Source organism: Pantoea sp. NPDC088449 (genome assembly GCF_044753225.1).
In the GTDB taxonomy this organism is placed as follows: Bacteria; Pseudomonadota; Gammaproteobacteria; order Enterobacterales; family Enterobacteriaceae; genus Pantoea; species Pantoea floridensis.
Map to the genome: position 1 here is coordinate 243,785 of NZ_JBIVMT010000003.1, position 13,577 is coordinate 257,361.

Below are 13,577 nucleotides of genomic sequence, written 5' to 3' on the forward strand. Positions count from 1 at the left end.
CTACCGCTTTAGCTGGGACCCGGTGCGTATGAATGTGCCATTAAGGGCGCAGCGCTTCCAGCCTCTCGCGCTGCGTGCCATCCGCATTAAAGTTCTCCGCCGCTAGCCAGCGCTCGAAGCCCTGCTTCACCTGCGGCCATTCGCTATCGATGATTGAGAACCAGCAGGTATCGCGGCTGCGGCCTTTATAGACGATCGCTTGTCGGAATGTTCCCTCAAACTGGAATCCCAGGCGCCGCGCCGCGTTGCGTGAGGGCTGATTGCAGCTATCGCATTTCCACTCATAGCGGCGATAGCCCAACTGATCAAAGGCATAGCGCATCAGCAAATAATGCGCTTCTGTTGCCATGCGGGTTTGCTTGAGTAACGGAGAAAAAGCCACGTGCCCAACTTCCACCGAGCCGTGGGTAGCATCAATGCGCATCAACGCCAGGGTTCCCACCGCACGATTGCTGTGGCAATCGATCACCGCGAAATGCATCGGATCGCGACCGTTTTCCAGCTTGCGCACATAGGCAACATAAGCGGCTTCATCTGCAAAGGGTTCGGCGAACATATAGGTCCAGTCGCGACCATCACCCGCCTGCGCATAAGCGGCATACAATTCACCACCATGGCGTTGCGCATTCAGCGGCTCAAGGCGGCAATACTCCCCGGCGAAAGTTTCATAGCTCGGCCAGGCGCGGGGCTGCCAATCCGGCAAGGGTGCGCCGACAGGTTGTCCATAGGCATTGATGTAGTGCGACATTCCTCATTTCCTTTCTGTGTAAGGGCCTGAGAAGCAGAGTGCCACTTTGCTGGCGTGTTAAAAAGCGCCACAATGACGCAAATTGATGGATCCACGGAAACGCATAAATGAGTGACGTTGAACTGCATCAACTGTTGCTGGCCCCGCTGGAGCGAAAGGGCGAGCAGACGCTGCAACAACAGCTATTCCAGCGCATCAAACAGGCCATTCTGGCGGGAAAACTCACCGCAGGCACGCGCTTGCCCGCCACGCGCCAGCTGGCACTGGAAGTGGGCGTCTCGCGCAATACGGTGATTGCGGTCTGCGCGCAGTTGCAAGCTGAAGGTTTTCTACTGAGCGATCGTCAGGGCAGTCATATCACCCACATGGCGCAGTTGCCTGATGACCATGCGCAATACGTCAGCAGTGAGATCGCGTTGTCGCCGCGCATTGCCCAGCTGCGATCCAGCCATCGCACGTTCAGTCAGGAGATGGCGCTGCGGCCAGGCATTCCTTCGCTGGCCCATTTTCCGCTGGCGCAGTGGCGACGCGCGCTGAACCGGGTGATGTTGCATCAGCCACAGCAACTGCTGGGCTATGGCGATCCCCTCGGTGAGCGCACGCTACGGGAAGCGCTGGCGCAACATCTTGCTCTGGCGCGTGGCGTTCGCTGTACGCCCGAGCAAATCGTGATCACCGAAGGCGCGCAGCAGGCACTCACGCTGTGCGTCGCGCTACTCAGCAACCCAGGCGACACTGGATGGGTTGAGGAGCCCGGATATCGCGGTGCAAAAGCCGCAATGCGCCTGGGCGATATGCGTATTGAGCCGGTAGCCGTTGATGCACAAGGGTTGGTCGCCGGGCCGGAAAAGTGGCAGCAGCGGACGCCGCGGCTGATTTACACCACGCCAACCCACCAATATCCTACCGGCGCGATCATGAGTGCCCCGCGCCGTCTGGCGCTGCTGGCGGCGGCACGTGAACATCAAACGTGGATTATTGAAGATGATTACGACAGTGATTTTCGCTACAGCGGTGAGCCGATCGCTGCCATGCAGGGCATGATGCAGCCCACGCCAGTGATCTATATTGGCTCATTCAGTAAAACGCTGTTCCCCGCGCTGCGCCTTGGCTTCATGGTCATGCCCGCGCAGCTCATCGCGCCGCTACGCCCTGCTCTGCATGAACTGCTGCGCGGTGGCAATCGTCCCGAGCAGCAGGCTCTGGCACTGTTTTTACGCAGCGGCGACTTTAGCCGTCACCTGAGCAAAATGCGCCGGCTGTATCGTCAGCGCCAGGCAACGTTGCGCCAGGCCTTGCAGCACACCTTTGGCATGCAGGTGCCATTGCTGGGTGGGGATTGCGGAATGCATTTAGTGTTATCGTTAACGGAGGAACACAACGATATGGCGATGGTGGATCGATTGATTCAGAGTGGTTTTGCGCCAGGTGCGCTATCAGGATTTTATCTTGGCGAGCAGAAGCAGCAAGGGCTGGTGCTGGGTTACGGTAACACCAGCACCAGCCAGATTATGGCAGGTGTTGCGCAGCTAGCGCGTCTGCTGCGCGGGGATTAACCGCGGAAGAAGATTTCACCCGATTTGCCCATTACGATCTTGCCGCTATCATCGGTAATCAAAATGTAGTTGGCGTTGATATAGGCCCAATGTGTGCCTGGCTGCGGTGCCGGCAGATGACGCGGCTGCCATTCGACAATGGTGTACTGCTTTTTACGGTATTCGTCTGGCACCACATCGCCCACTTTGTACTCTTTGTAGTCGATGATAATGGTCGTCAGATCGTAATTGTTTGGTGCAGCAGCATCGCCGCTTTGCGGTGGACGAATAGGTGCTACATCGCCACTCGATTCGGCCGGTTCATTGCTGGCAGGTGCATCGGCAGTTGGCGCCTGTGTTTGTGCATCGGGTGCGGGCTGCTGCACCTGCGGCGGCGGCGGTACGTTATCCGTTTGCTCGCCTTCCGCCAGCGCGGCCGGAGTAAGGCTTAAAGCGCCCAGAAAAATTCCTGCAGAAAGAAGGGTGACGTGTGTCCTGCGCATTGGTGATTTCCACTCTGGTTAATTATTAACTGTCCAATTTACTGACAAGCGCAGCACGCTGAAGGTTCCCCCGGCGCGCCTGGCGCGTCAAATTTCGCTGCTCAGCATACCTCAGCTGAGGCGAATTTTGGCGCAGTAAAATTGCAAGCAACCATGTTAATGGCAATCACCGCCCCCTGCCAAAAACAGGGGGTGGCGAGCATTATTGATTAACAGGAATAACCGATCCCTGGTAATGCTGGTTAATAAATTCAGCGGTTTGCTTTGACTCAAGATCTTTCGCTAATTCGAGAATGCGTGGATCTTTAGCCAGCTTAGGTGTCGTTACCAGCACATTGGCGTAGGGGTTGTCCTTCGCCTGTTCCAGCGCCAGCGCATCTTTCGAAGGCACTAAACCCGCTTGCAAGGCGTAGTTGCCGTTGATAATCGCCAGCTGCGCGTCGTCCAGCGCGCGCGGCAGCTGCGGCGCTTCAACTTCAATAATCTTCAAATGGTGTGGATTGTCGGTAATGTCTGCGCTGGTCACCAGGGTGTTGGCGCGGGTGCTGTTCAGTTTAAGCAAACCATTGGCCTGCAGCAGATAAAGGGCGCGGCTCAGGTTGGTCACGTTGTTCGGCACCGCCACCTGTGCACCATCAGGCAGATCTTTCAATGATTTCACTTTGTGCGAATAGATGCCCAGCGGCTCAATATGCACGGTGGCAACCACCGAAAACGTCTCGCCCAGCGCTTTTTCCTGATCGCGCAAATAGGGAACGTGCTGGAAGTAGTTGGCATCCACATCCCCCCGCGCCAGCAGTTCGTTGGCGTTGAGGTTGCCGTTAAGCTCAATCACGTTAAGATCGAGCTTCTTGTCGGTTTGCTTGATGTGGTTGAGGATTTCACTGTGCGGTACCGCATCCGCCGCCACGCGCAATGCCGCCGCCGAAGCATAAGTGCTGAATACCGACATCATCGCTAACGCTGCTATCACCTTTTTATTCATGAGCTTCCCTTAGTTTCTTATGATTTAACGCTATGGAGAGTGTCAGCGTAATAACGCTGCGCCACGTCGCGATGCGATCGCAAACGCCCTTTGAGGTAGTTCCAGCCCACTTCGCGCAGCAGCGGATTGCGGGGATCGCTGGTGGGGCCGCGCGCCTCCGCCGCCAGCTCTGGTGGCAACGAGTAGAGCGGGACTTCGGCATCCAGTTGCGCACCAAGAAAGAAGGCGATTGATAACCGCTCCTGACTGGCGGGTGGCGATATCACGCGGTGCACGGTAGCGCGCAGATAACCGTTGGTGGCAATCTCCAGCAGTTCGCCAATGTTCACCACGAACGCGCCCGGTTTTGGCAGCGCATCCACCCAATGGTCAGGCGTCACTTCCACCTGTAAACCCGGCTGATCGTCCTGCAACAAAAAGGTAAGAAACCCAGAGTCTTTATGGGCGCCAACGCCTTGCTGGCTGGCATCTGCCGCCTGACCGGGATAGCGAATAAGCTTCACATGTTCGTTGGGATGCGTACCGTACAGCGCATCGAACGCATCCGGCGGCAGTGAAAGAGACCGGGCAAAGGCGCGCAGTAAGCGCAGCGAAACCTGCGTCATCGCCTGCTGCCAGGCGTGGATCACCGGACGCAGCTGCGGCAGCGATTCCGGCCAGAGATTAGGACCTTGCAATTGCTTCCACGCCGGATCGCCCGGCTGCAACGCCAGCGCCTCGCGCTCGGCACCAATATCAAATTGCTCGCGCTGATCGCGCTGATCGCGGGTATATTCCACGCCCGCGCGGTTGTAGCCGCGAAAGTGCGGCGAGTGAATCATCGAGACGCGCTGTTTCTCGTCATCCGGCAATGCAAAGAAGGCCCGCGTGATACTTTGCACGTTCTGCAGCAGCTGCGGATTGATGCCATGATTAACCAGATAAAAAAAACCAACGTCACGTGCGGTTTCCCGCAGTTCGGCAAGGTAGTGCGCCTGTTCAGCATCCGGCAATTCCAGCAGCGCTAAATCCAGTACCGGCAAAGTGGTTGCCATACTTTTTCATCCTTTATCGGGAAACGTTCGGTGTTTACGCTGCCATCTGTCGGCAATAGCAGCCAATACTGTTGTGCACTATGTTATGGCGAATGATTTTTAGGATAGGTTCAGCAATCGATATGCAAAAAGCGGTAAATCACGCCCGCTTCCCGCTATAATCGCCGCCATTAACTTGGGCATTGCCCTTAATGACAAAGCAGGAGACGCCGTATGAACCAGGGCCCATTAACGGAAAAAGAGCTGAACTGGCTTGAAGATATGCTGGAGAAATACGGCAATGAACACTCGGTGGTGGATACCGCCGAGCTGGATGGCATGCTGACGGCACTGCTTTCCGGCCCAAACGATATCGAACCGAGCGAGTGGCTGGTGGCGATGTGGGGCGGCAAAAAGCACATTCCTAAGTGGTCCAACGAGCGTGAAATGGATCGCTTTATGACGCTGACTTTCCAGCATCTCAACGACATTGCTGAGCGCCTGGCCGAATTCCCGGAGCAGTTTGATCCACTGTTCGGTACGCAAGAGATGGAAGGCCAGGAATTTACCGTGGTAGAAGACTGGTGCTACGGCTATTTGCGCGGCGTGGCGCTGGATGCGGATTGGTCACTGCTACCGGCATCCCTGCAGCCGATGATGGAGGCTATTACTCTACACGGCAGCGAAGAGCAGCTGGCGAAGCGTGAAGCTTTCACGCCAGAAGAGTTTGAAGCCAGCATCGATGCGATTCGGCCTGCCGCGTTAGAGCTGCATGAGTACTGGCAGGAACAGCGTATGGCGCAACCGGATCCCGAGCCACAGTTACCGCACTTTGCCGGGGCAAAAACCGGACGCAACGATCCTTGCCCGTGCGGCAGCGGCAAAAAGTACAAGCAGTGCTGCGGTAAATAATCCCCGACACGCATGAATGGGTACCCTACATAATCCCGTCGTAGGGTACCCATTCATGGCGACCTGGTGCGCATAAATGCGCACCTTACGGAATCACAGCCGGTTTCACTTCGGTGACCCACGTTGGCAGCTGCCACGCGCCGCCGGCGCGAATCGCGCGACACATGCCGGTGGTTGCATCACTACTTTGTACAAAATCTTTGCCATCCCACACCCACGCCGCCGTGCTCCAACAGTCGCCGATGCCGCGTCCTTTCTGTGCTTCCGAGATGACGCCTTCGCTGTAATCAGTACCTGAATCCGTTACCAGCTGCGGTTTGCCCTGTAACCTGGTGTCGATCAACCAAAAACCGTAGCCTTCGTTATAAGCACCGCGCCAGCACAGCGCGGCAATCAGCACGTGCGCACTGTCCACCGGCGTTAACGTCAGTGGCTCTGCGCCCTCTTCCGGCTGATCGTCGGAAGGCGCGAGATTGTCGCAGCTGTCATCATCGGTGAGAGACGCAATCAGCTTCGGTTTCAATAGCGCCAGCTCATCGGCAGTTAACGGGCGCGCATCGGCTTTCGCCACCTTCACCTGCTGAATCACCGGCATGGCCTGCGCCGCCGGAACGCTACTTTCCGGCTTATTTCCCTTACGCACCAGGGCGCCCGGCGTGCTGAGACGTCCCTGCGCGTCATCCATTTTCAGTAGCGTCGCGAACGCGCCATTGCTGGAGAGATCGAACGGCTCTTCGCCACCGCGAAATTCCACCTTGCCGCTGTTTTTAATGGCGTTAATCAGCGCCTGAGTTTGCTCATCGGTCAGCGTCCATTCGTCATTTTCTGCTTTCGCTACCGCTCCCAACGCCCGATCGTCAATCCACAACGTTAGAGTATCAACCTGCTTCGAATCATCGTCGCCGGTATCGGCCAGCACTACGCGGCCATGCGTCGTCGCGTTTGGCCCGCCCGCACGCACCAGCAGCACCGAGCCACCTGCGCCCTCTTCGGCGCTGTAACCCGCCGCGCGACAGGTCAGCGTGTTATCGCAAGCCAGCTCCCAGTCTTTATGGCTAAAGGAGACACCATCTTGATCTGCCAACAACGGCGCACTCAAGCTGGCAAGCAACGACATCGCCAGCAGCAATCGGGTAAACATGCCATCTCTCCATAATGGTAAAGAGGGCTAGTGTGATGACTTTTGTGACGCGGGAGAAGTGAATTTTTTGCGGCGATGACTATTCCGTTACGCGTTGCGTCTCCGGCGCACGCGCCAGTAAACCTGCTGCCACCAGCACCGCGCATCCCACCGCTATAGCACCCGCCAGATACACCGATGCAATGCCAAAATGGCCCGCCAGCGCGCCAGCAACCGGACTGGTGATCGCCAGCGCGATATCAAGAAATGCCACATAAGCGCCCATCGCCAGGCTGCGCGTTTGCGGCGGCGCGCGACGTACCGCTTCCACGCCAAAGCCCGGAAACGCCAGCGAATATCCAAAGCCGGTTAGCGCTGCGCCGAGATACGCCACATTGGCACTCTCAGCTCCCCAAATCAGCAGCTGCCCCAGAGCTTCAATAATCACACACACCAACGCCACGCGTGCTCCGCCCAACTTGTCGGGGAGATGGGCAAAGAACAGACGCGCCACGATAAACGTAACGCCAAAGGCGGTGAAAGCCAGCGACGCGTTGCCCCAGGATTTAGCCGCAAACAGCAGCGCGATAAAAGCGGTGATCATGCCAAATCCCACGCTGGCCAGCGCCAAACCCAGGCCCGGCCGCCAAACCGCCCCCATGACTTTATAAAATGGCGTACGCGTTGTTGCCGTCGGCTGGACGCCGCGCTGACGGCTGATAAACAGCAGCGGTAACAGAGGGATGAGGATGATGGCTACAGCAATACCGCTAAAGTGCCAGGCGTGATAAACGGCCACGCCAAGCGGTGCGCCCAGCGCCCACGCGCCATAAATCGCAATGCCAATCCACGCCATCACTTTGCCCGCATTGCCCGGCCCTACCAAACCTAATCCCCAGCCGAGTGCACCTGTGGCGATCAGGCTCTCTCCCAGCGCCAGCACCACGCGGCCCAGCAGCAAAATAGCTACCGACGTGTGGGTTTGATGAATGAACAGCAGCGACAGCAGGTAGATGCAACCCGAGCTGGCAATGACCAGCAGCCCGGCAATCACAGCACGTTTCGGTCCGCGCATATCGGCAAAATTTCCCGCCCAGGCACGCGTCAGCAGCGCGGCAATAAATTGCGCACCGATCACGGCGCCAATCATGAGCGTATCCATGCCGAGGTTTTGTTGCAGATGCAGCGGCAGTACCGGCAGCTGCATCCCCATGGTGAGAAACGAAATAAATACCGCCAGCGAGAGTGGCAGCAACGTCATAAATACAGTGGATTTCATGATGGTATTCCGGAAAGCTGTCGCTTAAGCCGCGACAGCCAACGATTAAATATGGGTGTAATAAGCGGGGTTGTTGAGTTCCGTCAGCAGATCGGGGCCGGTTGGCATCCAGTCAAGCAGTGCGCGCGTTCGTACGCTCGATACCGCCATGTTGCCGGCCGCCATGTTCGCGAACCAACCAAAATGCTCACGTTCGCGCGCCTCGGCAGGCAGGCCAAGTTGCTGGGCCAGCGCCTGCGCAATAGCCTGGAACGGCACGGCCTGATCTGCAACGGCATGGTAAACACGCTCGGTTACCCCTTGCTCCAGTGCCAGGCGATAAACGCGCGCGGCATCACGGCGATGCACACCCGACCAAACGTTTTGCCCATCGCCATACCATGCCGAAACGCCGGTTTCACGGGCCAGCCGCACCAGGATCGGGATAAAACCGTGATCGCCGAGGCCATGTACGGAAGGTGCCAAACGCACCGCCGCCACGTGCACACCTCGCTGAGAAAGCACATGGGCTGCGGCTTCCGACTGGCGTGGTGAGACCGGTTTGGGCTGATCCAGCTCCGTTGCGCCGCTCGCCATGCCTGATAAACCGGACGTCACCAGCAGCATGCGATCGGAGCCTTCAATTGCCGCGCCCAGCTGCTCAATCACGCGTCGATCCTGCTCGCAATTCTCCACGAAACGGGAGAAATCGTGGTTGAAAGCGGTATGAATCACTGCATCGGCGTTTTGCGCAGCGTGGCGCAGAATATCGCTATCCTCCAGCGAGCCGTGAATCACATGAGCACCGGCTGCCGCCAGCGCCCGGGCTTTATCTGTGGAACGTGCCAGACCAGAAACTTCATGGCCTGCTGCGATCAGATCTTCCACCACCGCTGAGCCCACCCAGCCGGTGGCACCGGTTACGAATACATGCATGGTCTGTTCTCCTGAAAATGATAAACGCGAGTGTTTCGTCGTTTTCATATGATGCAGGGAGAAAAACCGCGGCGCTAATCGCATTGGATTTCAGATAAAAGCGTGAAAAAAAGCCTTATGAAAAAATAGGTTACGCTCAATAACGCCCGCTTAACTCGCGTTAAGGTTCAGGTTTATAGCGCTGCCACAATTTGTTGTCGCAGCCATTGCTGTGCCGGATCGCGATGCAAACGCTCGTGCCACAGCAGCAAAATATCAAAGCCTTCAATGTCGAGCGGCGGCGCTATAACCGTGAGCTGTTGAGCATGACGTACCAGACGCTCAGGCAGCACCGCAACGAGATCGCTATTTGCTAAGACATCCAGCATAAACAGAAAATGTGGCACCGAGAGCGCCACGCGGCGACTGCGCCCCCGCTTTGCCAGCGCGCGATCTGTCGCCGCAGTGAACCCACCACCATCCGGCGACACCATGACAAACTCCAGCTCGCAAAACTCATCGAGCGTTGGAGGCCGTTGCAGCTGTGGGTGATCGCGCCGTCCTGCCAGCACATAACGCTCGCTAAACAATTTACGCTGATGCAGCGTTGGCGGCGCGTTGTCACCGGTATGAAACACCAAATCCAGTTCGCCCTTTTCCAGCTGCTGCGCGACCTGCGGTGGATTGAGGGCAAATATCGCCATACGACTGAGCGGTGCCGCAGCACGGACCAAATTCAATGCGGGCAAAATCAGCGCTGAAGACATGTAATCGGTGGCGGCGAGGCGCCAGGTCACATCCGCAATGGCTGGGTTGAAAGCATCCGGCGGCGCGACCGCGCGCTCCACCGCCTCCAGCGCCAGACGCAACGGCTCGCGTAACGCCTCAGCGCGTGCGGTTGGCAGCATGCCGCGCGGACCGGGCAACAGCAGCGGATCGTCAAACAGTAGCCGCAGCCGCGCCAGTTGTGCGCTGACTGAAGGTTGTGAGAGATGCAGACGCTGCGCCGCACGCGTAACGTTGTGCTCGCTTAACAGTACATTGAGTGTCTGCAACAGATTCAAATCCAGTGAGTTGATATTCACCCTTTCTATACCTGAGATATCAGCAATTGATTTCCACTATAGTCAGCACGGCCGTAATCTGCAGCTGTTTTCATCTCACAGGATTAAGCCATGAATGTACTGATTGTGTATGCCCATCCGGAACCGCACTCACTTAGCGGTTCACTTAAAGATTTTGCGGTACAACATCTGCAGCACGCTGGACATCAGGTGCAGGTTTCCGATCTCTATGCCATGCAGTGGAAAGCGCAGCTCGACGCCAGTGATACGCACGCCCCGCTGGTCGGCAGTCATTATGATGCCACTGTGGATTCACGCTTCGCCTACGATCATCAATTGCAAGCTGCGGATATCGCCGCCGAGCAGGAAAAACTGCGCTGGGCCGACACGGTGATCTTCCAGTTTCCGCTGTGGTGGTTTTCCATGCCGGCCATCATGAAAGGTTGGTTTGATCGTGTTTACGCTAACGGCTTTGCCTACGGCGTGGGCGAGCACAACGACCAGCATTGGGGCGATCGTTACGGTGAAGGCAATCTCAGCGGCAAACGCGCCATGCTCGTGGTGACGACCGGCGGCTGGGAATCGCACTACAGCCCGCGCGGCATTAATGGCCCGATAGACGCGTTATTGTTCCCCATCCATCATGGCATGCTGTTTTATCCTGGCTTTAGCGTGCTGCCACCGCTGGTTTTCTATCGGGTGCAGAAATCAGCGCAGGAGCGTTTTGCCGGCTGGTGTGATGCGCTAGCAACGCGTTTAGATACGTTGGCCGAAACGGCACCGATTGCCTATCGTCAGCAGAACGGCGGCGATTATGCGATACCTGCGCTGACGTTAAAGGATGAATTTGCGCCGGAAGAGCGCGGTTTTGATGTGCATGTGAAGAAGTGAACTGCGGCAGGCTCTGCGGTGAGCCTGTCTTTATTCGTACAACCAGCGCCCCACTTTTGCCGATTCAATTAACATTCCCAGCGTAAAATCAGGCACCACCGGCACGTCGCGCTTATTGAACGGGTTGAGAATTTGCACCAGCGAAGGCTCAGCGGGATAGTAAGTTTCGATGACAAACTCTCCGCGCTCTACGCTGAATTCGTTGAAGAATTCGTCCATCAGAGCAGCGGCTTCCTCGCGCTCAAAGTTGAGATCGCTATCAATATCAATCTGCGGTGTCAGCGTCTTTTGCTTAAACAGGTAGACGCCGTCGTAACGTCGCACCAGCTCGTAGATACGCTGCTCGATTTCATCTGTCATAGCCTCTGCACCTCCACTGATTCACCGGAGCGCCATTCTGCCATGCAAACTTGTCAGCAGGATGAAAAAAAAGTTCAAACAGAGAATTTTGAGACAAAGGGAGAAATATCGGAGCGAAGCGGGGTTTTTACAACATCCATAACAGGCGTCTGAATAGGCTCAACGCGTATCGCCAGCGACCTACGCTTATATCTAAAATACAGTGTTTAGTGGAGTTGATAGCGATTTATAACCTGCTGCGCCACGAATTTTTATCGTTGATTCAATCCCTGGCAGAGATCGTCTGAAGAATGTGCAATCGCAGGCACTTCATCTAATCACTCAACGCAATAATGACGTTCTCGAGAAAAATTCGTGCAGTACCCCCCCATGCTGTGGGTGAAAACTCCCCCTCAGCAAGGTTAGAAAAAACCAGATTGAGTTCGTTTTCATCCGGATAGGATTCTAACAATTGATGTGCTTCGCGAATGGTTTCCTGAATAGCTTTGGTATTTTCTACGTTTTTGTAGGCGGCTAATATTTCATAAAAATCTTCACCAAATAAATCATAATCCTGACCAAAAAAGACCCGCACCAAAACGCCAAGATGGTTGAACTTTGTATTCATATGATCCCCTATTTTATTATCGGGTATGCTGTGAGGATATAATATGGTTGGCCATTATATACTTTCTTTAATAAAACTACGCGAGCACTGCTTGTCATCACTTTTGTTGTACTTCCCTGTCGAAAACCAAAGCCAATAGTATTTCCTGTGCTATGTGTCAATTCAAGAACATTTGCTGATGATGAGTTGCTAGCCCATTGCTTAACAGTGTGCCGGTTAACTTTTAATGTTTGACTTATGACTTTCTCTGCAACCTGTAAATCGGTGAACGTAGAGGCCGATTGCATGCCAGAGCTTTTCCCCAAACGCTGCAATAATTCCTCTGATGATTTACCCACATGCCTTGCAATTGTGTGCCCACCACCTTGAATACCACTAACTGCTTCATGTTTAGAGAGATTAATTTTTCCGGAGTGAACCGAAGCCACTCTGGCTGCGCCCATTATCGCCGCAAATCCCAGAGGTACGGCAACATTTACAGCTAGACCTATCTTGTATGCAGTATTTTCATCAGCACCAAATTCCTTAGCTAAGGCCTCTGCTGCACGATGTGTCGCACTTCGCGTATTCAGCCCTGTGATAACTCTATCAGCAGCCGTTTTAACAGCATCCATACTGTGGGCACCAACAGCAACGCAACCCACTTTCGTCAGCCCAGTTGGTTCAGGTACAGCACAAAGTGTCGCTGCCCCAGCCATTTCAGCGACGCCTAAAACAAAATCCAGACTACCCCATACTCGATTGCTGAGTGTTTCGTCTTCTGTTACAGATTTATCAGAAATCACCGCCGCCAACTGAACGGGCGTTAGAGCAACAATTAAACCTTCCGTCATAATTAAGCTCATCCAATGATATAAAAATGATATTAAATCCTAGGTCCAGCGTACCAGCACTCACTTCTAATACATGATATTTTATCAAAACCTAAAAAATAACTTTTAAGCCTTCAAGTTAGTCAGAGTGGTAAATAAAACCTATTATTACTTCTCCGTTCTTGCCTAAAAATGTTACCCGCGTTTTGGTATAGATGTCATAGCCTACCTTCAGATGCTGCCATTTTTTTATCATTTCATGCAATGTTCTACCTTTTAATCTCATGCAACAAAACCTTCTAACTCGCAAAGAGTTAAGACATAGATTTTTGAACCTTTCATTCAAGAAAGAATAGGTGATTATGTGTTCTTCCTTTTAGCGATTCCTTTACCAACTCATGTCGCTTGGAATTGGATTGTTATTTTTCTACTACGTAGAAACAAATCGTAAGATTCAAAATTTATAAGTTATTAGTTCCTGTAAGATTACCTATAAATTTGATGAAGCATGAATTTCTCTCAAGAGCTTTTATTGTTCGCTCAAAGAATTCTCATACCTTCGCCAGCACACAACAAACCGATATTTGAATCCTAACTAAATTAGTCAAGCACACGTTAGGGTCATTATGTTTAATGCGACCAAAAATGGGTGAAAGTTGCCTGCTTTATAACAAGTTTTCGTGCGGAATTAGGGTAATTGGCGGGATCAGCCATCCTGATATTTTGGGATTTTGCGGTTTAGGATTTCCGGCAGGATGTGCCGCGCTTAGCAAAGCAGCCGTTGAGATGGGATATTTTCTGCAATCAATTGTGGAGTAAAGGCATGGTCTTATGGAGTCGCCCACGGCGGGGGA

13 protein-coding genes and 1 pseudogene are annotated in these 13,577 nt (G+C 54.4%); 3 read left to right on the top strand and 11 right to left on the bottom strand.

From position 1 onward, the window contains the following. Window positions 1-40 precede the first annotated feature (40 nt). Window positions 41-748 carry a GNAT family protein gene (locus tag ACIP6T_RS15610; RefSeq protein ID WP_345827326.1) on the bottom strand — a complete coding sequence of 236 codons (708 nt, stop codon included), beginning with the start codon at window positions 746-748 and terminating at the stop codon, window positions 41-43. Between the two features lie 107 nt (window positions 749-855). On the opposite strand from ACIP6T_RS15610, the gene ACIP6T_RS15615 reads away from it, so the two are divergent. Then, a complete protein-coding gene (locus ACIP6T_RS15615; RefSeq protein WP_400458038.1) occupies window positions 856-2,304 on the top strand; it encodes a PLP-dependent aminotransferase family protein in 1,449 nt (482 codons plus the stop codon). Here the strand turns inward: ACIP6T_RS15615 and ACIP6T_RS15620 are convergent. The 3 genes from ACIP6T_RS15620 to ACIP6T_RS15630 form a co-directional block, all read right to left on the bottom strand. Next, window positions 2,301-2,786: an RcnB family protein gene (locus ACIP6T_RS15620; protein WP_345827327.1), complete on the bottom strand. Its 486-nt coding sequence runs from the start codon at window positions 2,784-2,786 to the stop codon at window positions 2,301-2,303. The two genes, ACIP6T_RS15615 and ACIP6T_RS15620, sit on opposite strands and share 4 nt — an antisense overlap. Window positions 2,787-2,988: 202 nt before the next feature. Next, complete coding sequence (locus ACIP6T_RS15625; RefSeq protein ID WP_400458039.1) at window positions 2,989-3,771, bottom strand: MetQ/NlpA family ABC transporter substrate-binding protein; 783 nt, start codon at window positions 3,769-3,771, stop codon at window positions 2,989-2,991. Window positions 3,772-3,788: 17 nt separating this feature from the next. Then, the gene (locus ACIP6T_RS15630) at window positions 3,789-4,805 is read right to left on the bottom strand and encodes an isopenicillin N synthase family dioxygenase (protein WP_400458040.1); all 1,017 of its coding nucleotides are present in this window, start codon (window positions 4,803-4,805) and stop codon (window positions 3,789-3,791) included. A 213-nt stretch (window positions 4,806-5,018) separates the two neighbouring features. Between ACIP6T_RS15630 and ACIP6T_RS15635 the strand changes: the two genes are divergently transcribed. Next, window positions 5,019-5,696, top strand: a complete 678-nt coding sequence (locus ACIP6T_RS15635; RefSeq protein ID WP_400458042.1) for a YecA family protein — start codon at window positions 5,019-5,021, stop codon at window positions 5,694-5,696. A gap of 85 nt (window positions 5,697-5,781) precedes the next feature. Here ACIP6T_RS15635 and ACIP6T_RS15640 read toward each other — a convergent pair whose 3' ends face one another. From ACIP6T_RS15640 to ACIP6T_RS15655, 4 genes and pseudogenes are all read right to left on the bottom strand, one after another. Then, a complete protein-coding gene (locus ACIP6T_RS15640; RefSeq protein ID WP_400458043.1) occupies window positions 5,782-6,837 on the bottom strand; it encodes a DUF1176 domain-containing protein in 1,056 nt (351 codons plus the stop codon). 79 nt (window positions 6,838-6,916) lie between these two features. Then, window positions 6,917-8,101, bottom strand: a pseudogene (locus ACIP6T_RS15645) (arabinose transporter); the annotation flags it as partial. 39 nt (window positions 8,102-8,140) lie between these two features. Next, window positions 8,141-9,010, bottom strand: coding sequence for an SDR family oxidoreductase (locus ACIP6T_RS15650; RefSeq protein ID WP_400458044.1), 870 nt, complete (start codon window positions 9,008-9,010; stop codon window positions 8,141-8,143). 173 nt (window positions 9,011-9,183) lie between these two features. Continuing rightward, complete coding sequence (locus ACIP6T_RS15655; RefSeq protein WP_097095038.1) at window positions 9,184-10,074, bottom strand: LysR family transcriptional regulator; 891 nt, start codon at window positions 10,072-10,074, stop codon at window positions 9,184-9,186. Window positions 10,075-10,164: 90 nt separating this feature from the next. On the opposite strand from ACIP6T_RS15655, the gene ACIP6T_RS15660 reads away from it, so the two are divergent. Continuing rightward, window positions 10,165-10,944: an NAD(P)H-dependent oxidoreductase gene (locus tag ACIP6T_RS15660; RefSeq protein ID WP_097095039.1), complete on the top strand. Its 780-nt coding sequence runs from the start codon at window positions 10,165-10,167 to the stop codon at window positions 10,942-10,944. 30 nt (window positions 10,945-10,974) lie between these two features. Here the strand turns inward: ACIP6T_RS15660 and ACIP6T_RS15665 are convergent, their stop codons facing one another. The 3 genes from ACIP6T_RS15665 to ACIP6T_RS15675 all read right to left on the bottom strand — a co-directional run bounded on the left by ACIP6T_RS15665 (window position 10,975) and on the right by ACIP6T_RS15675 (window position 12,744). After that, window positions 10,975-11,304, bottom strand: a complete 330-nt coding sequence (locus tag ACIP6T_RS15665; protein WP_345827335.1) for a DUF1493 family protein — start codon at window positions 11,302-11,304, stop codon at window positions 10,975-10,977. Window positions 11,305-11,617: 313 nt separating this feature from the next. Further along, on the bottom strand, window positions 11,618-11,911 hold the full coding sequence (locus ACIP6T_RS15670) for a contact-dependent growth inhibition system immunity protein (RefSeq protein WP_400458045.1): 294 nt from the start codon (window positions 11,909-11,911) through the stop codon (window positions 11,618-11,620). A gap of 8 nt (window positions 11,912-11,919) precedes the next feature. Continuing rightward, window positions 11,920-12,744, bottom strand: a complete 825-nt coding sequence (locus ACIP6T_RS15675) for an RNase A-like domain-containing protein (RefSeq protein WP_345827337.1) — start codon at window positions 12,742-12,744, stop codon at window positions 11,920-11,922. Window positions 12,745-13,577: the final 833 nt, after the last annotated feature.